The sequence below is a fragment of the Actinokineospora sp. genome (assembly GCF_050699995.1).
Lineage (GTDB): Bacteria > Actinomycetota > Actinomycetes > Mycobacteriales > Pseudonocardiaceae > Actinokineospora.
Window position 1 is genome coordinate 1 of record NZ_JBOHGC010000507.1, and the last position, 23,886, is coordinate 23,886.

Annotated in this window: 23 protein-coding genes and 2 pseudogenes; 13 read left to right on the forward strand and 12 right to left on the reverse strand. The window is 69.3% G+C overall.

Annotated elements, in window-relative coordinates:
* Window positions 1-188 (reverse strand): annotated as a pseudogene (locus ACRDSQ_RS25365) (FAD-binding oxidoreductase); the annotation flags it as partial.
* Between the two features lie 53 nt (window positions 189-241).
* Between ACRDSQ_RS25365 and ACRDSQ_RS25370 the strand changes: the two are divergent.
* Together ACRDSQ_RS25370 and ACRDSQ_RS25375 are read left to right on the forward strand one after the other, a co-directional pair.
* The gene (locus ACRDSQ_RS25370; protein WP_431424474.1) at window positions 242-814 is read left to right on the forward strand and encodes a TetR/AcrR family transcriptional regulator; all 573 of its coding nucleotides are present in this window, start codon (window positions 242-244) and stop codon (window positions 812-814) included.
* The gene (locus ACRDSQ_RS25375; protein WP_431424475.1) at window positions 811-2,361 is read left to right on the forward strand and encodes a glycerol-3-phosphate dehydrogenase/oxidase; all 1,551 of its coding nucleotides are present in this window, start codon (window positions 811-813) and stop codon (window positions 2,359-2,361) included. The genes ACRDSQ_RS25370 and ACRDSQ_RS25375 overlap by 4 nt, the downstream gene beginning before the upstream one ends.
* 81 nt (window positions 2,362-2,442) lie before the next feature.
* Here the strand turns inward: ACRDSQ_RS25375 and ACRDSQ_RS25380 are convergent, their stop codons facing one another.
* The 3 genes from ACRDSQ_RS25380 to ACRDSQ_RS25390 are packed head-to-tail and all read right to left on the reverse strand — an operon-like array spanning window position 2,443 to window position 4,655.
* Window positions 2,443-3,900, reverse strand: a complete 1,458-nt coding sequence (locus tag ACRDSQ_RS25380) for a hypothetical protein (RefSeq protein WP_431424476.1) — start codon at window positions 3,898-3,900, stop codon at window positions 2,443-2,445.
* Window positions 3,897-4,202 (reverse strand): type VII secretion target, encoded by a 306-nt coding sequence (locus tag ACRDSQ_RS25385; protein ID WP_431424477.1) that lies wholly within the window; start codon window positions 4,200-4,202, stop codon window positions 3,897-3,899. Before ACRDSQ_RS25385 ends, ACRDSQ_RS25380 begins: the two co-directional genes overlap by 4 nt.
* Window positions 4,203-4,217: 15 nt before the next feature.
* Entirely contained in the window at window positions 4,218-4,655 is a 438-nt protein-coding gene (locus ACRDSQ_RS25390; RefSeq protein WP_431424478.1) for a YbaB/EbfC family nucleoid-associated protein, read from the reverse strand.
* 179 nt (window positions 4,656-4,834) lie between these two features.
* Between ACRDSQ_RS25390 and ACRDSQ_RS25395 the strand changes: the two genes are divergently transcribed.
* Together ACRDSQ_RS25395 and ACRDSQ_RS25400 are read left to right on the forward strand one after the other, a co-directional pair.
* Window positions 4,835-5,743, forward strand: coding sequence for an ABC transporter ATP-binding protein (locus ACRDSQ_RS25395; RefSeq protein ID WP_431424479.1), 909 nt, complete (start codon window positions 4,835-4,837; stop codon window positions 5,741-5,743).
* Entirely contained in the window at window positions 5,740-6,939 is a 1,200-nt protein-coding gene (locus ACRDSQ_RS25400; RefSeq protein ID WP_431424480.1) for an ABC transporter permease, read from the forward strand. The genes ACRDSQ_RS25395 and ACRDSQ_RS25400 overlap by 4 nt, the downstream gene beginning before the upstream one ends.
* On the opposite strand, the pseudogene ACRDSQ_RS25405 reads toward ACRDSQ_RS25400, so the two are convergent.
* Window positions 6,936-7,978, reverse strand: a pseudogene (locus ACRDSQ_RS25405) (cryptochrome/photolyase family protein). The gene ACRDSQ_RS25400 and the pseudogene ACRDSQ_RS25405 sit on opposite strands and share 4 nt — an antisense overlap.
* A 74-nt stretch (window positions 7,979-8,052) precedes the next feature.
* Between ACRDSQ_RS25405 and ACRDSQ_RS25410 the strand changes: the two are divergent.
* The gene (locus ACRDSQ_RS25410; protein ID WP_431424481.1) at window positions 8,053-8,670 is read left to right on the forward strand and encodes a hypothetical protein; all 618 of its coding nucleotides are present in this window, start codon (window positions 8,053-8,055) and stop codon (window positions 8,668-8,670) included.
* Here ACRDSQ_RS25410 and ACRDSQ_RS25415 read toward each other — a convergent pair.
* Together ACRDSQ_RS25415 and ACRDSQ_RS25420 are read right to left on the reverse strand one after the other, a co-directional pair.
* Entirely contained in the window at window positions 8,646-9,962 is a 1,317-nt protein-coding gene (locus ACRDSQ_RS25415; protein WP_431424482.1) for a citrate synthase, read from the reverse strand. The genes ACRDSQ_RS25410 and ACRDSQ_RS25415 overlap by 25 nt on opposite strands.
* 178 nt (window positions 9,963-10,140) lie before the next feature.
* Window positions 10,141-10,728 carry a TetR/AcrR family transcriptional regulator gene (locus tag ACRDSQ_RS25420; protein WP_431424483.1) on the reverse strand — a complete coding sequence of 196 codons (588 nt, stop codon included), beginning with the start codon at window positions 10,726-10,728 and terminating at the stop codon, window positions 10,141-10,143.
* 83 nt (window positions 10,729-10,811) lie between these two features.
* Here ACRDSQ_RS25420 and ACRDSQ_RS25425 point away from each other — a divergent pair, with 83 nt between their 5' ends.
* Complete coding sequence (locus ACRDSQ_RS25425; RefSeq protein ID WP_431424484.1) at window positions 10,812-11,957, forward strand: acyl-CoA dehydrogenase family protein; 1,146 nt, start codon at window positions 10,812-10,814, stop codon at window positions 11,955-11,957.
* Between the two features lie 98 nt (window positions 11,958-12,055).
* Window positions 12,056-12,676, forward strand: a complete 621-nt coding sequence (locus ACRDSQ_RS25430) for a hypothetical protein (RefSeq protein WP_431424485.1) — start codon at window positions 12,056-12,058, stop codon at window positions 12,674-12,676.
* 26 nt (window positions 12,677-12,702) lie between these two features.
* Here the strand turns inward: ACRDSQ_RS25430 and ACRDSQ_RS25435 are convergent, their stop codons facing one another.
* The gene (locus ACRDSQ_RS25435) at window positions 12,703-13,917 is read right to left on the reverse strand and encodes an amidohydrolase (protein ID WP_431424486.1); all 1,215 of its coding nucleotides are present in this window, start codon (window positions 13,915-13,917) and stop codon (window positions 12,703-12,705) included.
* A 143-nt stretch (window positions 13,918-14,060) separates the two neighbouring features.
* Here ACRDSQ_RS25435 and ACRDSQ_RS25440 point away from each other — a divergent pair, with 143 nt between their 5' ends.
* Window positions 14,061-15,266 (forward strand): RNA-guided endonuclease InsQ/TnpB family protein, encoded by a 1,206-nt coding sequence (locus ACRDSQ_RS25440; RefSeq protein ID WP_431424487.1) that lies wholly within the window; start codon window positions 14,061-14,063, stop codon window positions 15,264-15,266.
* A gap of 29 nt (window positions 15,267-15,295) precedes the next feature.
* On the opposite strand, the gene ACRDSQ_RS25445 is transcribed toward ACRDSQ_RS25440, so the two are convergent.
* Entirely contained in the window at window positions 15,296-16,195 is a 900-nt protein-coding gene (locus tag ACRDSQ_RS25445) for an aldose 1-epimerase family protein (protein ID WP_431424488.1), read from the reverse strand.
* 55 nt (window positions 16,196-16,250) lie between these two features.
* Here ACRDSQ_RS25445 and ACRDSQ_RS25450 point away from each other — a divergent pair, with 55 nt between their 5' ends.
* Window positions 16,251-16,808, forward strand: a complete 558-nt coding sequence (locus ACRDSQ_RS25450) for a TetR/AcrR family transcriptional regulator (protein WP_431424489.1) — start codon at window positions 16,251-16,253, stop codon at window positions 16,806-16,808.
* A 2-nt stretch (window positions 16,809-16,810) separates the two neighbouring features.
* Window positions 16,811-17,647: an MBL fold metallo-hydrolase gene (locus ACRDSQ_RS25455; RefSeq protein WP_431424490.1), complete on the forward strand. Its 837-nt coding sequence runs from the start codon at window positions 16,811-16,813 to the stop codon at window positions 17,645-17,647.
* On the opposite strand, the gene ACRDSQ_RS25460 is transcribed toward ACRDSQ_RS25455, so the two are convergent.
* From ACRDSQ_RS25460 to pdxH, 3 genes are all read right to left on the reverse strand, one after another.
* Entirely contained in the window at window positions 17,636-19,009 is a 1,374-nt protein-coding gene (locus tag ACRDSQ_RS25460; protein WP_431424491.1) for an APC family permease, read from the reverse strand. The two genes, ACRDSQ_RS25455 and ACRDSQ_RS25460, sit on opposite strands and share 12 nt — an antisense overlap.
* Window positions 19,010-19,047: 38 nt before the next feature.
* Window positions 19,048-20,298 carry an MFS transporter gene (locus tag ACRDSQ_RS25465; RefSeq protein WP_431424496.1) on the reverse strand — a complete coding sequence of 417 codons (1,251 nt, stop codon included), beginning with the start codon at window positions 20,296-20,298 and terminating at the stop codon, window positions 19,048-19,050.
* A 97-nt stretch (window positions 20,299-20,395) separates the two neighbouring features.
* Complete coding sequence (gene pdxH, locus ACRDSQ_RS25470) at window positions 20,396-21,055, reverse strand: pyridoxamine 5'-phosphate oxidase (protein ID WP_431424492.1); 660 nt, start codon at window positions 21,053-21,055, stop codon at window positions 20,396-20,398.
* 322 nt (window positions 21,056-21,377) lie between these two features.
* On the opposite strand from pdxH, the gene ACRDSQ_RS25475 reads away from it, so the two are divergent.
* The 3 genes from ACRDSQ_RS25475 to ACRDSQ_RS25485 all read left to right on the forward strand — a co-directional run bounded on the left by ACRDSQ_RS25475 (window position 21,378) and on the right by ACRDSQ_RS25485 (window position 23,631).
* Window positions 21,378-22,535 (forward strand): citrate synthase 2, encoded by a 1,158-nt coding sequence (locus ACRDSQ_RS25475; RefSeq protein ID WP_431424493.1) that lies wholly within the window; start codon window positions 21,378-21,380, stop codon window positions 22,533-22,535.
* 76 nt (window positions 22,536-22,611) lie between these two features.
* Window positions 22,612-23,445, forward strand: coding sequence for a helix-turn-helix domain-containing protein (locus tag ACRDSQ_RS25480; protein ID WP_431424494.1), 834 nt, complete (start codon window positions 22,612-22,614; stop codon window positions 23,443-23,445).
* 6 nt (window positions 23,446-23,451) lie between these two features.
* Window positions 23,452-23,631 carry a DUF397 domain-containing protein gene (locus ACRDSQ_RS25485; protein ID WP_431424495.1) on the forward strand — a complete coding sequence of 60 codons (180 nt, stop codon included), beginning with the start codon at window positions 23,452-23,454 and terminating at the stop codon, window positions 23,629-23,631.
* Window positions 23,632-23,886: the final 255 nt, after the last annotated feature.

Below are 23,886 nucleotides of genomic sequence, written 5' to 3' on the forward strand. Positions count from 1 at the left end.
TCGTCGCTCAGCGTGGAGTCGGCGACCGCGAGCGCGGAGTCCGGTGCGGCGGGCGTGTCGCGGGCGACCAGGCCGGTGCGCGCGGCGAGCCACTTGGCCGCGTGCTCGGGCAGTTCGGCGTCGCCGCCGCCGGACGGCGTCCAACTTCCCCGGACAAGGTGGTCAAGGTGGTCCACAGGCAGGTTCACAAGCTAGAGTGTGACACATGACGGCGAAACGTCACACAACTTCCCCCGCACGGGTGGATGACGACACCCTCCTCGACGCCGCCCGCGCCTGCGTCCTGGACCAAGGCGTAGGCCGGACCACCCTGACCGATGTCGCACGCCGGGCGGACGTCAGCCGGATGACGCTCTACCGCCGGTACCCCGATGTCCGAACCCTGATCACCAACCTGATGACCAGGGAGTTCGCCCTCGTCCTCGACCAGGCGCAGCAGGGCGTCGCCGGCCTGCCGACCGCCCGCGAGCGGCTGGTCGCCGGTGCCGTGGCGGGCATCCGCGCGCTCGTCGCCGACCCGCTGATGCGCACGATCCTCGACCGCGACGGCGCCCTCGTGCTGCCCTACGTCGTCGAGCGCCTCGGCTCGACCCAGCGGCTCGCCGAGTACTTCCTGCTGGCGCAGCTCGTCGCGGGCCATGAGGACGGCTCGGTGCGCCGCGCCGACCCGGCCGCCCAGGCCCGCGCCACCCTGCTGCTCCTCCAGTCGTTCGCGCTGTCGCACGCCCCGGCGACCGCCGACGTCGACTCCGACCTGCTGTTCGGCGAACTCACCCACATACTCGACACAAGTCTGCGACCGGAGCAGCCATGACCCAGCGCACCACCGCCCTCAACGCCCAGCGGCGAGCCAACGACCTCGAGGCACTCGCCGCGGGCGAGGTCGTCGACGTCCTCGTCGTCGGCGGCGGGGTCACCGGCGCGGGCGTGGCACTCGACGCCGCCTCCCGCGGCTTGTCGGTGGCCCTGGTCGAGGCGCAGGACCTCGCCTTCGGCACGTCCCGGTGGTCGAGCAAGCTCGTCCACGGCGGCCTGCGCTACCTGGCGAAAGGCGATGTCGGCCTGGCCCACGAGAGCGCGGTCGAACGCGGCATCCTCATGACCCGCACCGCCCCGCACCTCACCCGCGCACTGCCACAGCTCGTCCCGCTGCTGCCGGAGGTGTCCACCCGAGAAGCCGGGCTCATCTACGCGGGCCTGAGCGCGGGCGATGTCCTGCGCCGGGTCGCGCGCACCCCGTCGAGCCTGCTTCCCCGCCCGCACAAGGTGTCCGGCCCGGAAGCGCTGGCCCTGGCCCCAGGCCTGCGCCGCGAAGGCCTCCGCGGCGGCCTGCTGTCGTTCGACGGCCAGCTCATCGACGACGCCCGCCTGGTCGTGGCCCTCGCCCGGACGGCGGCGGGCTTCGGCGCCCGAATCCTCACCCGAACCCGCGTGCTGACGCTGAGCGGAACGGGAGCCGAGGTCGTCGACGAACTCACCGGCAGCCAGGTCGACATCCAAGCCCGCAGCGTGATCAACGCGGCGGGCGTCTGGGCGGGCAACCTGGTCGACTCGGTCCGCCTGCGCCCGTCCCGCGGCTCTCACCTGGTCCTCGACGGCACCCGCATGGGCATCTCGAACACCGCGCTGACCGTGCCGGTCCCCGGCCACTTCGGCCGCTACGCCCTGGTCCTGCCGCAGGCCGACGGCCGCGTCTACCTCGGCCTGACCGACGAACCGGTCGACGGCCCGATCCCCGACGTGCCCACCGTCCCCGAGTCCGATGTGGACTTCCTGCTGGAGGTGGCTTCCACCGTCCTGGAACACCCGTTGACCCGCGACGACATCCTCGGTCGCTTCGCCGGTCTGCGCCCGTTGATCGATCTCCCTGGCGCCAGTAAACGAAGCGCCGACCTTTCTCGCCACCACGCGGTGGTGCGGGCGCCGAACGGCGTGGTCACCGTCGTCGGCGGCAAACTCACCACCTACCGCAAGATGGCCGCCGACGCCGTCGACGCGGTCGACTTGCCCGCGGGCCCGTCGACCACCAAGTCTCTCCCCCTGGTCGGCGCGGCACCGAGGGCCGATTTGTCCACTGTGGACGCACCGGCCCGGCTGGTGTCCCGCTACGGCGCCGAGGCCGCCACCATCCACGCGATGGGCGAACTCGACCCGACCCTCGCCGAGCCGGTGGCGCCCGGAATCCCGCTGACGGCCGCGGAAGTCGTCTGGGCAGTCCGCCAAGAGGGCGCCTTGGACGCGGCGGACGTGCTGCACAGGCGCACCCGCGTCGGTTTGGTGTCGGCGGATCTGGAGGTGGCCATGCCCGCGGTCGCCGACTTGGTCGCCCGAACCCTCAACGGACTCACCCAGGAAGCCTGATCCGCGCGCAGGGCAAGGGCACAAGCCAACTCGGGCGCGTGACCGACTCGCGGTCACGCGCCCGAGGATCGCCCGCCCGAGCTAAGAACGTGGAGCCGTAGGCGGCCCGAACGAGTTCATCGCCTCCATCAGTGAGCCCCACTGCGCCAGGAAGTGCATGACCCCGGCCAGCATGTTGTCGACCGGCGCCCAGATGTTCGGGTGCCCCGGCAGTTGGTGCTGCTGGAACACGGGGTCGGTGATCTGCATCATCCCCTTGGGCGGAAACCCGTTGGCCGCGTTGGGATCCTGCATGTCCATCGCATGCGGGTTGCCACCAGACGCCCGGTCGACGATGCGCGCGATCTGGTCCGCGTCGATCTTCGACGGCTCGACCCCGTGGTTGATCAGGATCTCCACCGCGTCACCGATCCACCGAGCGCGGTCGACGCGGGAGGACGGAGCGCCCTGGTCCGGCGGCGGGCCGCTCGGCCCGAAGCTCGGCACCGGTGACGGCGTCCCTGGGGCGGCGGTGGTCGGGTAGCTGGGTCCGCCCGTTCCACCGCCGGTCGGCGCCTGGTAGCGGCTGGGTGTCAACGGGGCCGTCTGCGGGTAGTTCGGCTGGGTCGTGGACGTCCCGGGCCGGTACTGGTCGTAGCTGTAGTCCCGGTGCGTGGTCTGGGTGTAGTTCCCCGCGGGCGCGGTCGCCTGGCTGTAGCGCCGGTTCGCGGCGGCGTCGATGCCGGTGGTGTCGATGGCCGCGGGCTGGGTCGTGTTGGCGCCCTGGGTGCGGTTGGCGCGGCCGCCGATGGTCTCCAGCAGCTGCTTGACCGCCTTGGCCAGGTTCACGATCTTCTGCACCGTCTGCATGATCTTCTGCAGGGACGAGATGAACGTCTGGATCTTGCTGATGATCTTCTGCGCGGTCTGCACGGCCTCGGCCACCGACCGCACGATGCCCTGGGCGATGCTGGCCCCGAAGCTCAGCCAGGCCGCGGCCAGCGCCTCGATGATGATCATGATGACTTTCTGGACACACTTGTTGATGAAGTCCAGAACCGTCTTGCGCACCTCGGCGAGCAGTTGGCCCGCGCCCTGGATGGCCTGGCCGATGCCCTGGCTGACCTGGGCCAGCGCGTCGAGGCCTTGGGCCTGGGTGGCGCTCGCGCTGCGGTAGTAGTCGCTTGCCGGGCCGCTCCAGCCGCATGTCTCGGTGCGCGCGGCCTCCCGGTAGCGCTCGGCGACGGCGGTGATCTCCTGACCCGCCTTCATCCACCCCTGGGCGCTGCCGGTGATCGAGTTGACGTCGCCCAGCAGGGCGTCGAACGGCTCGCGCAGGAACGAGATGTGCTCGATGATCCAGCCGAACCCGGCGCCCGCCGCCGCGCCCAGCGGGTCGCCCGCGATGCTGATGACGTCCATCGCCACGTTGCTGATCGCCATGCCCGCGTCGAGCCAGTCGCCGCGTTCGATGGCGTCCTTGGCGCTGCGGACGTCGCTGGTCAGGTTGGCGGCGCCCTGTTCGGCGGTGGGCGCCGAACTGGTGGTCGTCGTGGTCATGCGCCCGCCTTCCCGCTGAGGGTCGCCGCGATGTCGGCGTCGATGCTCGAGTACTGGTCCGCCACGGCCTGCAGGCCCTCGCGCACGTCGTCGACCGCGGTCGCGACCTTCGCGATGCCCTGCACGACGTCCCCGCACGCGCTGAGGATCGCCGACGCGAAGAACTGTCCGATGACGCCGTACGCGCCGTCCGACACCGACTGCGCGGAGCCGGTGGCCGAGCGCACCTGCGCCGCGCAGGCCGCCACGGTGCGGGAGTGCACCCGAACCTCGGCCACGTTGACGGAGAAACCGTTGCCCATGTGATCCGCCGTTTCCTAGTTGACGACTTCGGGTGGGTTGTCGAAGTACTCGTCGTCGGCCCTGGTGTCGCGCTTGAGTTCCAGGTTCATCGGCTCGTCGGCGCCGTCGCTCGTGTGGCCCTCGGGCAGGTGCGCCTTCACGACGTCGAGCGCGGGCCCGTCGCCGATGAACTCCTGCATGGCCACGACGACCTGCTCCCCGGCGACGCGCTGCGCCTGCCGGGTGAGCTCCATGATCTGCCGCGCGAGGTGTTCGGGCTCGATGTCACGCACCCCCGGCCGCAGCACCAGCCCGGTGGTCGCGCCACTGGCGCTCACCCGCACGGTGATCTCACCGTCCTGCGACGTCGCCGACCCGCCGACTTCCCGCAGCGCCTTGTCGGCTTTCGCCGCACCGGCCGCGGCCTGCTTCAGTTTCTCGTCGTACTGCGCGAGCCACTGCTCAGGGTTCATCCTCGCCCCTCCAATGGTCCAACCAGGATCATTCGCAAATCTTGGACGGAGGATCCTCCGATCGGTTCCCCTCCGGGCACGAATTGGTCAACTCGTTTGCAGGCGCACCCGACCGGACCGCCGCTCGTGACCGGGACACGGAATACTGGCCAAGACGGTGAAGACGGGAAGGGGTCGGCGTGCCTGGTGCGGCGGTGCTGGAGATCGACCGGGTCTCCAAGCGCTACGGCGACGTCCTCGCCTGCGACCGCCTCACGTTCCAGGTCTCCGCGGGCGAGCTGTTCGGCTTCGTCGGCGGCAACGGCGCGGGCAAGACCACCACCATGCGGATCATGCTCGGCGTGGCCGCCGCCGACGCGGGCGAGGTGCGCTGGAACGGTGTCGCGCTGGACCACTCGGCGCGCAGGCGGTTCGGCTACCTGCCCGAGGAGCGCGGCCTCTACCCGCGGATGAAGGTCCTCGACCAGCTCGTCTATCTGGCGGAGCTGCATGGCTTCGGCGTCAACGAGGCCCACCGCAACGCGGAGACCTGGATCGCCCGCCTCGGGCTGCGCGAGCACCGCGACGACGAGGTGCAGAAGCTGAGCCTGGGCAACCAGCAGCGCGTGCAGTTGGCCGCGGCGCTGGTCCACGAGCCGGACGTGCTGGTGCTCGACGAGCCGTTCTCCGGGCTCGACCCGATCGCCGTCGTCGTGCTGGCCGCGATCCTGCGCGAACAGGCCGACACCGGTGTCCCCGTCGTGTTCTCCAGCCACCAGCTCGATCTGGTGGAGCGCCTGTGCGACCGGATCGGCATCATCCGCGACGGCCGGATGGTGGCCTGCGGGACCGTGGACGAACTGCGGGCCGGAAGCGGGACGACCCTTGTGGTGCACGCCCCCGCGGCCGAACCCGGTTGGGCCGACGGCGTCGAAGGTGTGTCCGTCGTCGAGTGCCAGAACGGCCGGACGAGACTGCGGCTGGCCGACGGCGCCGACGACCAGCCGGTCCTCGCCGCCGCGCTCGCCACCGGCCCGGTGCACGAGTTCAGCAGACACCGCCCGTCCCTGACCGAACTGTTCCGCGACGTGGTGGGAGTCGAGACGTGACCGGCCGGGAGCTTTCCGCTTCGCGCACCGTGTGGCTGGTGGCGCGCCGCGAGCTCAACACCAGGCTGCGCACCAAGTCCTTCCTCATCGGCACCGCGATCTCGCTGGCCGTGCTGATCGGCTTCGTGCTGATGCAGAGCACCCTGTTCGCGGGCGAGTCCACCAGCCGGGTGGGCCTGTCGGGGCAGGCGACGTCGATCGCGGGCAGGCTCGCCGCGGAGGCGGAGGCAGCAAGCTTCAGCGTGCGCACCAGCACCGTCGACGACCTCGCGTCCGGCGAGGCGATGGTCGCCGACGGCGAGTTGGACGTGCTGGTCAGCGGCGCGCCGTCGGCGCTGCGGGTGCTGGTCCGCGAGAACCTCGACGAAGACCTGCGCAAAGCGCTGAACACGTTGGTGCAGGAGCAAGTCCTGCGCGCCCAATTGGCCGCGGTGGAAGACCTCGACCCCGACCAGGTCCTGGCGACCGTGGCCGACGCGACCATCGACGTGCGGGCGCTGGGCCCGTCGGACCCGAACCACGACCAGCGGCTCGCGGTCGCCCTGGTCATCGTGGCGATGCTCTACATGGCCCTGCTGCTGTACGCGACGATGGTGGCGCAGGGGGTCGTGGAGGAGAAGTCGAGCCGGGTCGTGGAGATCCTGCTCGCCACGGTCCGGCCGTGGCAGCTGCTGCTGGGCAAGGTGCTCGGCCTCGGCCTGGTGGGCCTGACCCAGTTCGCGGTGATCGGCACGGTCGGCCTGGTCCTCGCCACCGCGACCGACGTGCTGACCATCACCGGTGCGGCCACCGGCACGCTGGTCTGGGGTCTGGTCTGGTATCTGCTCGGATATCTGTTCTACGCCACCGTTTTCGCGTCGGCGGGTTCACTGGTGTCGCGCCAGGAGGAGACGCAGGCGGTGCTGCTGCCCGTGACCATGGTGCTGGTGCTGGCCTTCGTCGTCGGCTTCGGCCTGCTGTCGCGCGCGCCCAGCGGGACGGCGACGACGGTGTTGTCGCTGGTGCCGCCGTTCGCCCCGATCCTCATGCCCGGCCGGATCGCGCTCGACGCGGTGGCAGGGTGGCAGATCGCCCTGGCGATGGCGTTGACGCTGGTCTCGGTCGCCGGTCTCGCCTGGATCGGCGGTCGCGTGTACGCGGGCGCCGCGCTGCGCACCGGCGCGCGACTCAAGCTGCGGGACGCGTTGCGGCCCTAGGCTTTGATGGCCGCGTACCGGTCGAGCGCGACCTGCCGTTCCTGCGCCCGGAGTTCCGGGACGTACCGGCGCACGTAGTCGCCGTTCGGGTCGAACTTCTCCCCCTGGGAAGTCGGGTTGAACACCCGGAAGTACGGCGCCGCATCGGTTCCGGAGCCCGCGGTCCACTGCCAGCCGTGCTGGTTGGACGCGAGGTCGCCGTCGATCAGGTGGCGCATGAAGTGCCGGGCACCCCACCACCACGGCAGGTGCAGGTCTTTGACCGGGAAGCTGGCGACGATCATCCGCACCCGGTTGTGCATCCCCCCCTCGGCGAGCAGCCGGCGCATGCCCGCGTCGACGATGGGATAGCCGGTCTTGCCCTGGCACCACGCGTCGAACAGGTCGGTGTCGTGGTCGTGGGCGATCCGGTCGAACTTCTTGTCGTAGTTGCTGCGCGCCGTTTCCGGCCAGTGCCACAGCACGTCGGCGTAGAACTCCCGCCAGGCGAGTTCCGATCGGTAGACGTCGTGATTCTCGCCGAGGTCGGCGAGCAGCGTGCGGGGATGCACACAGCCCCAACGCAAGTACGCCGACATCCGACTCGTGCCATCCCGATCCGGTCGGTGACGGTCACGCGCGTAGTCGTCGAGACGTTCGCGGAATGCCTCCCAGGCAAGCAAAGCGTCCCGCTCGCCGTGCGACTCACCCGCAAGCAGCCCAGTCCCGGCGTCAACCCAGTCCACAGTAGACGGATTGGTGTCGGCGGGTGCGCGCCACCCGTGCTCCAGCCAAGCGCGCTTGAACGGGGTGAACACCTTGTACGGCTCTCCGTCGGCCTTGCGCACCCGCCCTGGAGCCACCGCGTACGGCGATCCGGTCCGCACGAAGTCCACGTCCAGCGCCGCCTCCACCGCGGCTTGCCCGCGGGCGCGAGGAGCACGTCGTCGAGCACGAAGAGCCCCACCGCCGAGGGTGAGCGTTCGGCCGCCGCGAGCAGCGCGGGATGATCACCGGTCCGCAGGTCGCGGCGGAACCAGACAATGGACGGGGCGGCCATATGGCGAACGCTACACACGGTCGTCACGGTCCGCCTGCGTACGCTTACCCGAACGGCACGGGGGAGGAATGACCGTGGACTGGGAAATAGAGCGACATGACTGGGCCGCGCCCGCCCGGCTGCCCGAGACGATGCGGTCTCTCTACGCCGGGGTCCCCGGCGCCATCCGCGCGTTGGCCCAGGCGCCCGACCGCGCCGCCGCCAACCGCCTGCTCTACCGGATCGACAACGTTGTGGTGATCCGGGGGAACGCCCAGCCCGGCGCGGCGCAGTCCTGCGCCTGCCTGGTGAGCGGGCTGATCTCGGCGACCCCCGCGGGCCGGACCGTGATCCTCGAACTGCTCTTCCAGATCGGCCGCGGCGCGGTCGGCTCCGCGGGCAACCTTCCCGGGCTCTACGCCGACATCCGGGCCGAGGTGATCCGCGGATTCCCCCTGTACGCCGAGTTTCTGGAAACCGGCAGCCCCACGGACCGAGTCCACTGCGTCAACCTGCTGTGGATCTGCGCCCAGATCGACCCGACGCTGACCCCGCGCGTGCGCTACCTCTACGAACGGGTCTCGGCCCTCGGCGAGGATTACCGAAGGGCGGCCGAGGCCAACCTTCCCCCGGAGCCAAGCAAAAGGGCCGCCCCGTCGATCGGGGCGGCCCTGGCGAAGCGAAGGGCTCAGCGCTCGGCGACCGGCTTGTAGTCGCGCTCCGTCTGTCCGATGTAGACCTGACGCGGGCGGCCGATCTTGGTGGCCGGGTCGTTCATCATCTCGCGCCAGTGGGCGATCCAGCCCGGCAGGCGGCCCAGCGCGAACAGCACGGTGAAGAACTTCGTCGGGAAGCCCATCGCCCGGTAGATCAGACCGGTGTAGAAGTCCACGTTCGGGTACAGCTTGCGGGAGACGAAGTAGTCGTCCGACAGCGCGTGCTCTTCAAGCTGCTTCGCGATGTCGAGCAGCGAGTCGTCGCCGCCGAGCTTGTTGAGGATGTCGTCGGCGGTCTTCTTGATGATCGCGGCGCGCGGGTCATAGTTCTTGTAGACCCGGTGGCCGAAGCCCATGAGCTTGACGCCGTCTTCTTTGTTCTTGACCTTGTTGACGAACGCCTGGACGTCGCCGCCGCTGTCGCGGATGCCTTCGAGCATCTCCAGCACCGCGCTGTTCGCGCCGCCGTGCAGGGGTCCGAACAGTGCGTTTATCCCGGCGGAGATGCTCGCGAACAGGTTCGCCTCCGACGAGCCGACCAGCCGCACCGTCGAGGTGGAGCAGTTCTGCTCGTGGTCGGCGTGCAGGATGAACAGCAGGTCGAGCGCGCGGGCGAGGTCCGGGTCGACGGCGTAGTTCTCGGCCGGGAAGCCGAAGGTCATCCGCAGGAAGTTCTCCACCAGGCCCAGCGAGTTGTCCGGGTAGAGGAACGGCTGGCCGACCGACTTCTTGTAGGCGTACGCCGCGATCGTCGGCAGCTTCGCCAGCAGCCGGATCGTGGAGATCTCGACCTGGTTCGGGTCGAACGGGTTGAGGCTGTCCTGGTAGAAGGTCGACAGTGCCGACACCGCCGACGACAGCACCGGCATGGGGTGCGCGTCGCGCGGGAAGCCGTCGAAGAACCGCTTCAGGTCCTCGTGCAGCAGGGTGTGCCTGCTGATCTTGTGGGTGAAGTCGTCGAGCTCGGCCGCCGTGGGCAGCTCCCCGTAGATCAGCAGGTAGCTGACCTCGAGGAACGACGACTTCTCGGCCAGCTGCTCGATCGGGTACCCGCGGTAGCGCAGGATGCCCGCGTCGCCGTCGATGTAGGTGATCGCCGACGAGCACGCCGCGGTGTTGACGAAGCCGGGGTCGAGTGTCACCAGACCGGTCTTGGCCAGCAACTTGCCCAGGTCGACACCTGAGGTGCCGTCGGTGGCGGGAACGACCGCCATCTCGTGCTCGCCACCGGGGTAGCGGAAGGCGGCGGTCTGCTCGGTGCCGGTGGGCGCTGCGGTCCCGTCGGGCATGGACGTACCTCTCACACTCGGTAGCGGGGCGCCGGTACGTGGCCGTCGGGTGCGCGAGCAGCGGCGAACCGCCGCGCCACAGCACCGCCCCGTTGGGGTCCTGAGCCCCCTACGCTAGTGGTCCACGGGCCCTACGGACACCCGTGGACATCGCCCACCGCGTCCGTTGGGACACGTATCACAGACTCGATCGTCCTGAGTCCAGGCCACCGAGCACCAGATCCGCCAGCGCCGCGAACGCCTCGGCGTCGGATACCTCGGCGCGGGCCCCGAGGACGCCGGTCTGGATCCCCTCGATCAGCCATCCGACCATCTCGCCGACGAGCCGGGTGTGGACGTCGCGGAAGAGCCCCTCGGCGACGCCCTCCTGGATGAACGCGCGGATGCGGGCGGCGGCGGCCTGCGCGTTGCGCTCGTAGACCCGCCGGGTGGAGGGGAACGCGGCCACGTCGGCGACGAACTTCGCGGTCGCCCGGCTCATCTCGGAGCCCGCGCCGACGAGGTAGCGCACGACCCGGTCGCGGGCGTCGCGAGCCGCGGCGACGTCCTTCTCGATGCGCTCGGTGGCGCCGCGGAAGAAGTGGCCGACGACCTTGCGCGCGAGTTGCTCCTTGCTGGGCGCGAGCGCGTACAGCGTCGACTTCGAGCAGTGCAGGCGCGCGGCGAAGTCGTCCAGGGTGGATTCGGCGAAGCCCTCACGCAGGAACAGGGCCAGCAGTTCCTCCAGCAGGGCGGCCTGCCGGGCGGTGGGCGCGCGCCTGGTCATACGTGCAGCGTATCGACAGTCGCCATGACGGAACAGTACTCTGAGGCGTCCGTCAGTACAGGTCTTAGTACCGGAGGTCCCGCATGCCCGCCGAGCGTCTGCTGCCCAACACCGAGGCGGAAGACCTCCTGAAGCTGACCCGCGAGATCGCGCGCGACGAACTCGCGCCGCTGGCGAGCCAGTACGAGGAAGAGGAGCGCTTCCCGCGCGAGCAGTTCAAGCTACTCGGCCGCAGCGGCCTGCTCGGCCTGCCGTACGCGGAGAAGTGGGGCGGCTCGGCGCTGTCCTACGAGGTCTACCTGCAGGTCCTCGAAGAGATCGCCGCCGCGTGGATGTCGGTCGGCGTCGGCCTCTCGGTGCACACCATGTCCTGCTTCGCCCTGGCCGAGTACGGCGGCGACGAGCAGCGTGAACGCTTCCTGCCGGACATGCTCGGCGGCGACCTGCTCGGCGCGTACGCCTTGTCGGAGGCCCACGCGGGTTCCGACGCGGCGGCGCTGTCCACGAAGGCGGTCCGCGACGGCGACCAGTACGTCGTCAACGGCACCAAGGCGTGGATCACCCACGCGGGCCACGCCGACTTCTACACGACCATGGTCCGCACCTCTGACGACGGCGGGAAGGGCATCAGCTGCCTGCTCGTCGACGCGGACACGCCGGGCCTGTCTGCCGCCGCGCCCGAACGCAAGATGGGCCTCACCGGGTCCACCACCGCCCAGATGATCTTCGACGGCGCCCGGGTCGACGCCGACCGGCTCGTCGGCGCCGAGGGACAGGGTTTGAAGATCGCCCTCGTCGCCCTCAACTCCGGCCGCCTGGGCATCGCCGCGTGCGCGGTCGGCCTGGCGCAGGCCGCGCTCGACGAGGCCGTCGCCTACGCGAAGCAGCGGGTCCAGTTCGGCAAGTCCATCATCGACTTCCAGGGAGTCGAGTTCCTCCTCGCCGACATGGCCGCCGCCGTCGAGTCGGCCCGGGCGACCTATTTGGAGGCTGCCCGCAGGCGCGACCGCGGGCTGCCGTTCCTGCGGCAGGCCTCGATCGCGAAACTGGTGGCGACCGACGCTGCGATGAAGGTCACAACCGACGCTGTCCAGGTCCTGGGTGGAGCGGGCTACACGCGCGATTTCCCGGTAGAGCGCTATATGCGCGAGGCCAAGGTCCCGCAGATTTTTGAGGGCACGAACCAAATACAGCGAATGGTGATCGCTCGACAACTGCGCGTGAGCTAGATGTGGTCGAATATCCGCGCCGCCGTCAGACTTACGTTCGCCGGGTCTCGGACGATCTCACCGGTATACGGAAGTCTGTCCCTAGACGTGGGGGTTCGATGAGCTTTCCGACACTGGCGGAACACGTGGTCGAGATCCTGGCGCAGCGAGCCAGGATGACCATCGACGCCCCGCACCACCGTGCGGCGGACACGCTGTTCGACGCGGTGATCGGCAGGCTTCGGCGCACCGGGACAGCGGGCACGTTCGACCTGTTCGCCGCCGAGCCGAACGTCCCCGCCCGGCGCAGGCCGCTGGTCGGGGTGCTCAACCACCAGTTCCGTGACGACCCGCAGTTCCGCGACCTGATCGCGGGCATGGTCAAGGCGACGAACATCGCGCCGCCCGCGGGCTCGGAGCCCGCGGGCGCGCCGTCCGGGTTCAACGGCAAGCGGATCGCGATCATCGCGGTGTCGGTGCTCGCGGCCGCCGGCTTGATCATCGGCGGCCGCGCCGCGTACCTCGCGCTGACCGAGGAGCCCGAGCCGGACGGCAACACGTCCTGCCGCGACTTCTTCGCCATGCACCCGGACAAGCAGCGCGCCCTGCTTGAGCACGTCTACCGCCAACGCAACGAGCCGCTGCGCGAGCACGACCCGTACATCGTCGCGAGCATCCTCTACGGCTGCGGCCAGAACCCCGAGCGCACCGTCCTCCAGGTAGTCAACTCCTCCGCCTAACCGCGAGTCCAACGTTGGACTCGCGGTTAGGGGTGGGGTTCGGTGTAGAAGGCGGGCTTGGTGACGCCCTGGCCGGTGGTCTGGTCGAAGTGGTAGACCTCGCGGCCGTCGATGAAGACCCGCATCGCGCGGCTCATCACGTCGAGCGGGTCCCCGGACCAGATCACGATGTCCGCGTCGAGGCCGGGCTTGAGCGCGCCCACGCGGTCGCCGAGGTCGAGCATCTGCGCCGGGTTGACGGTGATCGAGCGGATCGCCTCGACCGGGTCGAGGCCTTCCTTCACCGCGAACGTCGCCTGGTGCACCAGGAAATTGATCGGCACGACCGGCGCGTCCGTGGTCAACGCGATCCGCACGCCCGCGCGGGCCAGGATGCCGGGGTTGCGGAAGTCGCGCCTGCGGACCTCCACCTTGGACCGGCCGACGATCAGCGGACCGGTCACCACCGGAATGTCCCGCTCGGCGAGCAGGTCGGCCAGCAGGTGCGCCTCGGTCCCGTGGTTGATCACCAGTCGGTAGCCGAACTCGTCGGCCAGCCGGATCGCGGTGACGATGTCGTCGGCCCGGTGCGAGTGCTGGCACCACGGCACGTCGCCGTCGAGCACCGCGACCAGCGCCTCGTTTGTGAGGTCGCGGTCGAACGGCTTGCCCTCGCTTGCCGCGTGTTCCTTGCGCGCCTTGTAGTCCTGCGCCTTCGTCAGCGCCTCGCGGATGATCGCGGCGACGCCGAGCCGGGTCGACGGCATGACCTTCTTCTCGCCGTACACACGCTTCGGGTTCTCGCCCAGCGCGCTCTTCATGCTCACCGGGTCGCGCAGCAGCATGTCCTCGACAGTGCGGCCCCAGGCCTTCACCGCGACCGTGTGCCCACCGATCACGTTGCCGGAACCGGGTTTCACCACGAGCGTGGTGACCCCGCCGGACAGCGCGTCGCGGAAGCCCTCGTCGTCGGGGTTGATGCCGTCGATGGCACGGACCTTCGCGGTGACCGGGTCGGTCATCTCGTTGGTGTCCTGCCCCGCCCAGCCCTCGCCCTCCTCGTAGACGCCGACATGGGCGTGCGCCTCGACGAACCCAGGGAGCACCCAGCGGCCTGAGGCGTCGACGATCTCCGCGCCGTCGGGGATGTCCACCTCCGCGCCGACGGCCACGATCTTGCCGTTGTCGATCAGGACGGTTCCGCCGTGGATGGGCTCGCCATCGACCGGGACCACATAGCCGTTCGTTACCGCGATAGTCACCGGGACCTCCCGAGAATGCTCCGGCGTTCACGCCGGGGAGGGAATCGGGAGCCGGGGGTCGCCAGGGCCCGTGTGTGTCCTTGCCTGTCGGGTGTCAACTCTGTCTCCTGGTTCTGTCGGTGGTGGTCGTTAGATTGATCGGCATGTCCAAGTTTCGTCTTCAGCCGTCGCCCGTCCAGGAGCGGGTGTTGTTGGAGCATTGTGGGCATGCCCGGTTCGTGTGGAATCTCGCGGTGGAGCAACACTCGCACTGGCAGCCGGGGCGCAAGTCCGCGCCGGGGTACACCGACCAGTGCCGCCAGTTGACGCACGCTCGGGCGGAGAACCCGTGGCTGGCCGCCGGGTCGGTGATCGTGCAGCAGCAGGCGTTAAAGGATTTCGCTCAGGCGAAGGCGAACTTCTTCGGCCGAACCCACGGCCAACCCACCTGGCGCAGGCACGGACGGAGCGAGGGCTTCCGGATCGTGGGGGTCACCCCAGGTGACGTTCGCCGGGTCTCCCGCAAGGTCGGCGAGGTGAAGGTGCCCAAGGTCGGCTGGGTGCGATTCCGCTGGTCCCGCGCGGTGGCCGACAGTGTGAAGTCCTACCGCGTCACCCTTGACCGGGCGGGGCGCTGGCATGTGGCGTTCGCCGCCCCGCCCGCGCCCATTCCGGCGCCCCGTGCCGGCGACATGGTGGGCGTGGATCGCGGTGTGGTGGTGTCGGCCGCGCTCTCCACCGGAGAACTGCTGAACGCACCCACCCTGCGCGCCAACGAGAAGGCGCGGCTGCTGCGGTTGCAGCGTAAGCTCGCCCGGGCCCAGCACGGGTCCAACCGACGCGGCAGGGTCAAAGCGGCAATCGCGAGGCTCAAGGCCCGCGAAACCGATCGGCGCAAGGACTGGGTTGAGAAGACCAGCACCCGGCTGGCCCGGGAGTTCGCAGTGATCGCGGTGGAGAACCTGAAGATCACCAACATGACCCGGTCGGCGAAGGGCACTCTCGACGCCCCTGGTCGTGGTGTGCCGCAGAAGGCGGGCCTCAACCGGGGCATCCTAGCCAACGGGTGGGGCCTGCTGGTGACCCGGCTGGAGCGGAAGGCGCCTGGGCGCGTGGTGAAGGTCGATCCGCGGTTCACCAGTCAGCGTTGCTCGGCATGCGGGATCGTGGATCGGAAGGCGCGCGAGAGCCAAGCCGCCTTCCGGTGCCGCTCCTGCGGCTTCGCCGCCAACGCGGATGTGAACGCGGCACTGAACATTCGACTCGCGGCAGGGCATGCCGTGACTGCACGGGGAGGCCCGCCGTTGGGCGAGCCGGTGAACCGTGAACCTCAACGCGACGGCCACCTGCCAGTGGGTAGTCGCTGTTGAAATCTCCGGCCTTCAGGCGGGAGAGGAAGTCAAGAAATCGACTGTATAGGTCGAAGGCCCCACGATGCCGACCATGTCTCGCGCGGGCGGACCTCCAGCAGATCGATGCCGGAGTTGAGCGCGTCCGGCGGGCAGGTCATCGGCTCGATGGCGACGGCCCGGCCGGATTCCTTGCCGGGGAACGAATCCGGCGTGTACACCTGCACCCAGCCGAACACCGGGTCGGCCCACAGTTCCACGCCGCCGTCGCGGCCGCGCAGCGAATGGCGGACCAGGCCGTCGAGTCCGGGGACGCAGCCGCCGAAGGCGTCGTCGAGGGTGGTGCCGCGCAACGGCTTGCCGTCGGCGAAGGAGTCGTCCGGGACGGCCGCGCCGGTGGGCGCCATGCGTTCCGGGTCGAGCGGCAGGTGGGTGGTGGCGGCCAGGGTGAGGACGCAGTCGTCGGCGTCGGCCCGCCCGGGGCGCGGGTACGGGTGGGCGCCCACACCGAACGGCATCGGGTGGTCGGCGAGGTTGTGGACGGTGTGGGTGACGGCGAGTCCCTCGACGTCGAGCGCGTAGGTGACCGTGGTGCGGAATCGGAAGGGCCAACCGGGCCGGTCGCCGACGGTCAGTTCCAGCGTGACCGACGAGTCCTCCTCGACCGTGGGCGACCAGGTTTCCTTGCGCACCAAGCCATGGCTGGCGTTGCCGCGGGCCGGCTCACTCACCGCGAGGTGCTGCGGCTCGCCGCGGTAGGTCCACACGGCGCCCGCCGTGCGGTTGGGCCACGGGATCAGGATCGCCCCGGACCCCATCGGCGCGGGCTCGTCGGCGGGGAAGGTTTCCACGTAGGACACGCCGTCGACTTCGAAGAGGCGCAGGGCAGCGCCGGTGGCGGTGATGACGGCCCGGGCTCCGGCATACGTGATCTCGTACTCATCGGCCATGTCTCGGGAGCCTACGCGGGCTCGACATTACTAGACCGGTCTGTATAGTACGGCCATGGGCAAGCGCACCGACACTCGCGAACGGACGCTGCGGACCGCGGCGACCCTGTTCCGCACCCAGGGCTATCACGGCACGGGCCTCAACCAGGTCCTCGCCGAGGGCGGCCTCCCGAAAGGCTCGCTGTACTTCCACTTCCCCGGCGGCAAGGAGCAACTCGCCGCCGAAGCGGTTGCCCTCGGGGCGGGCGAACTGTGCGACTGGGTCTCCGCGATCCTCGACGCCGCCCCCGACCCGGGGGCCGGACTCGACGCCGTCATCCAGGGGCTCGCCGAGCACCTGACGGCCTCGGACTTCAACCTCGGCTGTCCTATCGGGACGGTCGCACCGGACGGCGGCGACCTCGTGCGCGACGCTTGCGTGAGCGCCTTCGGCGCCTGGCAGGACGTCGTCCGCGAATACCTTGCCGGACAAGGCGTCTCCGATCCGGACGAAGTCGCCACCACCCTGCTCGCCGCCTTGGAGGGCGCGCAGCTGCTGGCCCGCACCCGCCGCGACACCGCGCCCCTCTACGCGGTCGGCAAGACCATGCGAACACTGTTGAAAGGACGCTGAACGTGCGCGTACACCACCTGAACTGCGGTTCGATGCACCCCTTGGGCGGCAAGCTGCTCGATGGGCAGCCGGGCTATTTCCGCATGGCACATCTGGTGTGCCATGTGCTGCTCGTCGAGAGCGAACAGGGCCTGGTGCTGGTCGACACCGGCTTCGGCGAGGCCGACCTGGCGGGGCTGCCGGGCTCGCTCCCCCGCGAATTCGTGCACCTGACCCGGCCGGTGGCCGACCCGTCGATGTCCGCGATCCGCCAGGTGGAGGCGTTGGGGCACAAGGCATCCGACGTCCGACACATCATCCTGACGCACATGGACCTCGACCACGCGGGCGGCCTGCGCGACTTCCAGAGCGCCACCGTGCACGTGCACGAGCCGGAGCACACGATCGCGACCGCCCAGGCGACCGTCCGGGAGCGGCAGCGGTTCCGCGCGGCGCAGTGGGCGCACGGCCCCAAGTGGGAGATCTACCAGGCCGGCGGCGGCGACGAGTGGTTCGGCATGCGCGCGGTGCGCGGGCTGGTCGGGCTGCCCGAGGACTTCCTGCTGGTCCCCCTCGAAGGCCACACGCGCGGCCACGTCGGCGTCGCGGTCGACACCGGTGCGGGCTGGCTGCTGCACGCGGGCGACGCGTACTTCAGCCACGGCCAGATCGACCCGGTCAACCCGACCTGCCCGCCGCTGATGGGCGCGTTCGAGAAGATCATGCAGGTGGACGCCAAGGCGCGGCTCGCGAACCAGGCCCGGCTGCGCGACCTGGTCCGCGACCACGGCGACGAGGTCACCGTGTTCAACGCGCACGACCCCGCCCACCTGCGCCGGCTGGCAGGTTCAGTCCTCTGACGCCCTTGACCCGAACAGCAGGTGGTTGACGCCCCACAGCACGGCCCCGATCGCCAGCAGGATCGCGGCGATGCCGTACTCCCTGGCGGGCCTGCCCGAAAGCGGGCTCGCCAGGAAGGCGCAGGTGACCGCGCCGATCACCGGCAGGACCGTCGGCGCGCGGAAGTGGTTGTGCGCCACGGGGTCCTTGCGCAGCACGAGCACGGCGACGTTGACCACGGTGAACACCAGCAGCAGCAACAGCGACGTCGTCCCGCCGAGCAGCGTGATGTCGACCGACGCGACCAGCGCCACCGCGATCAGGCTGGTGAACAGAATCGACACCCACGGCGTGCGGCGGAACGGGTGCACCGTCCCGAAGGCGCGAGGGATGATCCGCTCGTTGGCCATGCCGTAGACGAGTCGGCTCGCCATCAGCATGTTGATCAGTGCCGAGTTGATGACCGCCAGCAGGCCGATCAGCGCGAACACCCACAGCGGGAAGTCCGGCGCCCCGACCGACACGACCCGCAGCAGCGCGTCGCTCTTCGCCGCGGAGAGTTCGTCGGCGGGCAGGAGCAGCGACGAGGTGAGGGCGACCAAGACGTAGATCGTGGCCGCGACACCCATGCCGATCAGCATCGCCTTGGGGAAGATCCGCACGGGTTCCCGGCACTCCTCGGCCATGTTGACCGAGTCCTCGAAGCCGACCATCGCGAAGAACGCCAGCGCCGTGGCCGAGGTGACCGCGATGAACGGGGTCTGGTTGGCGGTGTCGATCTCCAGCAGCCGCCCGGGCTCGCCCTGGCCCTGGGTGATCGCGTAGAAGCCGATCACGATGACGATCAGCAGCCCGGACAGCTCGATCATCGTCAGGACCACGTTGGCCCACAGGGATTCCGCGACACCGCGGAAGTTGACCGCGGCCAGCAGCAGGATGAAGCCGACCGCGATCCACACGGTCGGGATGGTGAGCGAGTCGCCCATCAGCTTGCGCAGGTACGTGTTGCCGAAGGCCTGCGCGGCCGACGCGGCGGAGGTGATGCCCGAGGACATCACCGCGAACGCGACCATGAACGTCAGAAACTGGATCTTGAACGCGCGGTGCGTGTAGAGCGCCGCACCGGCCGCCCGCGGGTACTTGCCGACGAGTTCGAGGTAGCTGAACGCGGTGAGGAAGGCGACGAGGAACGCGATCAGGAAGGGCAGCCACAGGGCGCCGCCCACCTTGCCCGCGACGGTCCCGGTGAGCGCGTAGACGCCCGTGCCGATGATGTCGCCGACCACGAACAGCAGCAGCAGACCGGGTCCGATGACCCGCTTGAGTTCCGGTTGTTCCTGGTCCCCGGACTCGACGGTGATCGATTTCGGTTGGTCAACCATGCACTAGAGACTGTCCCACCGACTACCGTCGCACAAGGTCAAACGTTGACGGCGCGCGGCTCGAACCGGTAGCGCCAGAACTTCGGGACCGCCACGACCGTGGCAATCGTCAGCGCCACCACCAGAATTCCACCGATCGTGGCCGCCGCGGCCGTGCCCAGCGCGGCCCCGCCCCAGCCGTGCAGGACGTCGGCGATGCGCGGTCCACCCGCGACGACGACGGTGAACACGCCCTGCATCCGGCCGCGCATCTCGTCGGTGGCCTCGGTTTGCAGCATGGAACTGCGGTGCACCGCGCTGATCAGGTCCGCGCCGCCGCCGATGGCGAGGAAGACGACCGCGAGCCAGAGCGCGGTGGTCAGTCCGAAGCCGACCATCGCCAGTCCCCACACGACGATGGAGATGGCGATCACCGCGCCCTGTCGGGGCATCCGGGCGAACCAGCCGGAGAAGATGCCGAACAGCGCGGAGCCGATGGGGATGGCGGCGTAGAGCCAGCCCAAGGCCAGCCCGCCGCCGGGCGGATCGCCGAAGGTGCGCTCGGCCATCTCCGGGAACAGGGCGCGGGGCATCCCGGCGACCATCGCGATGATGTCGACCAGGAAGGAGACGAGCAGGATGTTGCGTCCGCGCAGGTAGCGGAAGCCGTCGGCGATGTCGGTCAGCCCCGCCTTGCGGGAGGAGCCCTCCCCCGGCGGCAGCTTGGGCAGCAGGGTCACCATCCACAGCGCGAGCACCAGCGCGACGGTGTCGATGAGGTACAAAGTGGACAAGCCGAGCAACGGGATCAGCGCCCCTGCGGCGAGCGGACCAAATACCATGCCGAAGGTGAAGGTGGTGAAGCCGAGCGCGTTCGCCTGGGGGATCAGTTCCTCGGGGACCAGCCGGGCGATGGCGGCGCTGCGGGTCGGCATGTTGACCGCGACGAAAGCTTGTTGGAGACCGAGCAGGACCAGCACGGTCCACACCGACCCCAGCGACACGAAGGCTTGGAGCCACAGCAGGCCCGAGGTCACCGCGACACCGACGTTCGTGACGATCATGACCGTCCGCCGGTCATGCGCGTCGGCGATGGCCCCGCCCCAGAGACCGAAAACGAGGAGCGGAACCAGCCCGACCGCGCCCGCCATACCGACCCAGGCTGATGAGCCGGTGAGGTCGTACACCTGCTTGGGAACGGCCACGGCGGTGAGCTGACTGCCCACGGCGGTGACGGCGGTGGAAACCCACAGCCTGCGGTAACCCTTGATCTTCAGCGGCCGGACGTCGATGAGCGCTTTGCCGAACATCGTCCGGAATCGAGAGCGAGGCTCGGCTTCGAGGGTCACTTCGTTAGTTTAGGTCAGCTAACGAACGCTTCTCGCGTGATTTTCACCTAACCGCGAGTTACGGGCCGAGGCGCTGTACTCGCCAGCCGTCGCGGGTGAGTTGGAAGCGGAGGCGGTCGTGCATGCGGTCCTGCCTGCCCTGCCAGAACTCGACGACCTCCGGCTGGATTCGCCAACCACCCCAATGGGGCGGCACCGGCACCGTCTCGGCGTCGGCGAAGCGCCGTTCGACGTTGGCCAGCGCGGCCTCCAGGGCGGGACGGCCGTTGACGACGATCGACTGCGGCGATGCCCACGCCCCGAGCTGCGAGCCGCGCGGGCGCTTGGCCCAGTACTCGGCGGTCTCGGCGCTCGACACCTTCTCGACCGTGCCGCGAATGGTGGCCTGCCGGTGCATCGCGAACCACGGGAAGGTCGCCGACGCGTACCGGGTGGCCATCAGGTCGTGACTCTTCGCGGAGGTGTAGTTGGTGAAGAACACCAGGCCACGCTCGTCGAGACCCTTGGCCAGGACGGTTCGCGACGACGGCATGCCCTCGGCGTTGGCGGTCGCCAGGACCATGGCGTTCGGCTCGGCGACGCCTGCCTGGCGGGCCGCGTCGAGCCAGCGCTGCAGCTGCTCATACCAGGTCTTCGCCAGGTCGGCCTCGGTGAGCGCACCCTGTTCGTAGGCCACCCGCATGGTCGGCAGTTCCAAGGTGATGTCGCCGTCCGCCATCCGTATCTCCTCCGCCAACCCGTCGGATCCCGCCGACAAGGGACGTTACGGGTAATCGAGGTGAACGGAAACCGCCCGGCCGGTGACAGCTGCCACGCCATTCGAACGATCGGGGCCGTCGGTGTAACACGCTGTTGAAGGTCAACAAGCTTAATCGATCCACTAGATCGTGACCGAAGACACCGCCGTGAACGATTGCTAACCGGGTGGTATGAGGAGCAAGGTTTGCCCAGCCGTGCAGTGGTGCTCGGCGACGGCCACCTGTCTAGACGCCGCTGCCGCTGCGCGAATCCGTCGGGGACATGGCGCGAAAGGCGAGACAATGCACAACGCGGTGCAGGACATCGATAAAACACTTGCGGCGGCGGTAGAACCGGACGACGGTTTCCGCCCCGGACTCGAAGGCGTCATCGCTTTCCGAACCGAGATCGCCGAACCGGACCGCGACGGCGGCGCCCTGCGCTACCGGGGCGTCGACATCGAGGATCTTGTCGGCCACGTGACCTTCGGCAACGTGTGGGCCTTGCTGGTCGACGGCCGTTTCGGGCCGGGCCTGCCGCCCGCCGAGCCGTTCCCGCTGCCCGTGCACTCCGGCGACGTCCGGGTCGACGTGCAGGCCGGTCTCGCCATGCTCGCCCCGATCTGGGGCTACCAGCCGCTGCTCGACATCTCCGACGACGAAGCGCGCGACCAGCTCGCCCGCGCGTCGGTCATGGCCCTGTCGTACGTGGCGCAGTCCGCGCGCGGCATCCACCAGCCCGCGGTCCCGCAGAAGCGCATCGACGAGTGCAACTCGATCACCGAGCGCTTCATGACCCGCTGGCGCGGCGAGCCCGACCCCAAGCACGTCCAGGCGGTTGACGCCTACTGGGTCTCCGGCGCCGAGCACGGCCTGAACGCGTCGACCTTCACCGCCCGCGTCATCGCCTCCACCGGCGCCGACGTCGCGGCGTCGCTGTCGGGCGCCATCGGTGCGATGTCCGGTCCGCTGCACGGCGGCGCCCCGGCCCGCGTGCTGCCGATGCTCGAAGAGGTCGAGAAGAACGGCGACGCCCGCAAGTTCGTCAAGGGCATCCTCGACCGCAAGGAACGCCTGATGGGCTTCGGCCACCGGGTCTACCGGGCCGAGGACCCGCGCGCCCGCGTGCTGCGCCGCACCTGCAAGGAGTTGGGTGCCGAGCGCTACGACGTGGCGGTGGCCTTGGAGCAGGCCGCCCTGGCGGAGCTGCGTGAGCGCCGCCCGGACCGCGCGATCGAGACGAACGTCGAGTTCTGGGCGGCTGTGATTCTGGACTTCGCCGAGGTCCCGCCGCACATGATGCCCGCGATGTTCACGTGTGCCCGGACGGCGGGTTGGTGCGCGCACATCATGGAGCAGAAGCGCACGGGCAAGCTGGTCCGCCCGGCCGCGAAGTACATCGGCCCCGCCCCGCGCAAGCCGGAAGAGGTCGACGGCTGGGACAACATCGCCCACCTCTGATCCTGTTTCACCCCCGGAGATCGCTCATCCGTTCGTGGAGTTTGCGGTGACACCCCACCGCTGATCACATGAACGGATGAGCGATCGCCTTCCGGCGCGAATGCGCGCCCTGGGGACGGAACTGGCTGCCCTTCGCCTGCGCGCGAACCTGACCACTCGACAAGCCGCGGCGCGGATCGGCATTTCCAGCGCCACGCTGAACCGGATCGAGAACGCCAAGCGTTCGGCCTCGGTGGCGGATGTGTCGGCCATGCTGGCGATCTACGGCGTGGTCGGCAAGGAACGCAAGCGCATCCTGGCTTTGGTGGAGGCGGTGACCGCGCCGGGGTGGCTGGAGACCGACCATCAGCTCAAAGAGCTGATCCCGGCCTTGGCGAACTTCGAGTCGCAGGCGTCCACCGTTTATCACTTCGCCCCGGCCAACATCCCTGGTTTGCTTCAAACCCAGGCCTATGCGCAGGCGATCATCAACGACGTTATGGCCGAGAACGTGCCGGCGCTCTTGGCCGATCGGCTGGAGCGACAGAAGGTCCTCACCAAGCGCGGCGCACCCGACTACCTCGCCGTCCTCGACGAAGCGGCGCTGCGAAGGCCGGTGGGTGGTTCCCACGTCATGGCCGAACAAATCCGGCAGCTGATCGAACGAGCGAACCTGCCCAACATCGAGATTCGCGTGATCCCCTTCAAGTACAGCCAGTACAGCAGCCCCGGCACCTTCAACGTTCTGGGATTCGCCGACGCACCACCGCTGGTTTATGTCGAGCACCGGGCTGTTTCAGGCTTCCTGGACAGCCCAAGCGGCAGTCGCAAGCTCCGCGACGAGGCGGTTAAGCTGGCCAAGGTGGCTTTGGATTCCACCGATTCGGTGAACTTCCTGGCCATGGTTGCGGCCGATTACGAGCGGAGATGAAACGGCATGCACGGAGAGTGGCGGAAGTCCAGCTTCAGCGATGGAGGGCAAGCGGAGTGTGTCGAGGTGGCCTACTCGACCGAGATTCGCTTGCGCGACTCCAAGGCCCCGGACGTTGGCACCCTGCGCCTCCCTGTGTCGTCCTGGACTCCCCATCTCCTCGCGGAGTGCCAACCGATCGGATGACATGAGGTTCCGTGCTTCGGTCGTCCCCGTGCTTCGCCGGGAAGGTCGCGGTGTGCGTACCCGAAATCTGTTTCACCGCAAGCCATTCCGCGTTGTTGACACCATCGTGTGACACGAGTCGTCGAGGCCGGAAACCGGGCCCGGATTGTCGGTGGTCGCCGGGAGACTTCGTGGCATGGCGGAGCTGGAGATCCATCACAACGACCCGGACAGGTTCTGGGCCTCGCGTGGACCCGCGCTGACCGCTGAGCTCGT

What these genes read in the sequence shown, in the direction of transcription:
- ACRDSQ_RS25420 (WP_431424483.1), bottom strand. Translation starts at nt 10,728, where the DNA reads ATGACCAGGCGCGCGCCCACCGCCCGGCAGGCCGCCCTGCTGGAGGAA.
- ACRDSQ_RS25445 (WP_431424488.1), bottom strand. Translation starts at nt 16,195, where the DNA reads ATGGCCGATGAGTACGAGATCACGTATGCCGGAGCCCGGGCCGTCATC.
- ACRDSQ_RS25475 (WP_431424493.1), top strand. Translation starts at nt 21,378, where the DNA reads ATGCACAACGCGGTGCAGGACATCGATAAAACACTTGCGGCGGCGGTA.
- ACRDSQ_RS25375 (WP_431424475.1), top strand. Translation starts at nt 811, where the DNA reads ATGACCCAGCGCACCACCGCCCTCAACGCCCAGCGGCGAGCCAACGAC.
- ACRDSQ_RS25465 (WP_431424496.1), bottom strand. Translation starts at nt 20,298, where the DNA reads ATGTTCGGCAAAGCGCTCATCGACGTCCGGCCGCTGAAGATCAAGGGT.
- ACRDSQ_RS25425 (WP_431424484.1), top strand. Translation starts at nt 10,812, where the DNA reads ATGCCCGCCGAGCGTCTGCTGCCCAACACCGAGGCGGAAGACCTCCTG.
- ACRDSQ_RS25485 (WP_431424495.1), top strand. Translation starts at nt 23,452, where the DNA reads ATGCACGGAGAGTGGCGGAAGTCCAGCTTCAGCGATGGAGGGCAAGCG.
- ACRDSQ_RS25450 (WP_431424489.1), top strand. Translation starts at nt 16,251, where the DNA reads ATGGGCAAGCGCACCGACACTCGCGAACGGACGCTGCGGACCGCGGCG.
- ACRDSQ_RS25380 (WP_431424476.1), bottom strand. Translation starts at nt 3,900, where the DNA reads ATGACCACGACGACCACCAGTTCGGCGCCCACCGCCGAACAGGGCGCC.
- ACRDSQ_RS25390 (WP_431424478.1), bottom strand. Translation starts at nt 4,655, where the DNA reads ATGAACCCTGAGCAGTGGCTCGCGCAGTACGACGAGAAACTGAAGCAG.
- ACRDSQ_RS25460 (WP_431424491.1), bottom strand. Translation starts at nt 19,009, where the DNA reads ATGGTTGACCAACCGAAATCGATCACCGTCGAGTCCGGGGACCAGGAA.
- ACRDSQ_RS25430 (WP_431424485.1), top strand. Translation starts at nt 12,056, where the DNA reads ATGAGCTTTCCGACACTGGCGGAACACGTGGTCGAGATCCTGGCGCAG.
- ACRDSQ_RS25415 (WP_431424482.1), bottom strand. Translation starts at nt 9,962, where the DNA reads ATGCCCGACGGGACCGCAGCGCCCACCGGCACCGAGCAGACCGCCGCC.
- ACRDSQ_RS25480 (WP_431424494.1), top strand. Translation starts at nt 22,612, where the DNA reads ATGAGCGATCGCCTTCCGGCGCGAATGCGCGCCCTGGGGACGGAACTG.
- ACRDSQ_RS25385 (WP_431424477.1), bottom strand. Translation starts at nt 4,202, where the DNA reads ATGGGCAACGGTTTCTCCGTCAACGTGGCCGAGGTTCGGGTGCACTCC.
- ACRDSQ_RS25440 (WP_431424487.1), top strand. Translation starts at nt 14,061, where the DNA reads ATGTCCAAGTTTCGTCTTCAGCCGTCGCCCGTCCAGGAGCGGGTGTTG.
- pdxH (WP_431424492.1), bottom strand. Translation starts at nt 21,055, where the DNA reads ATGGCGGACGGCGACATCACCTTGGAACTGCCGACCATGCGGGTGGCC.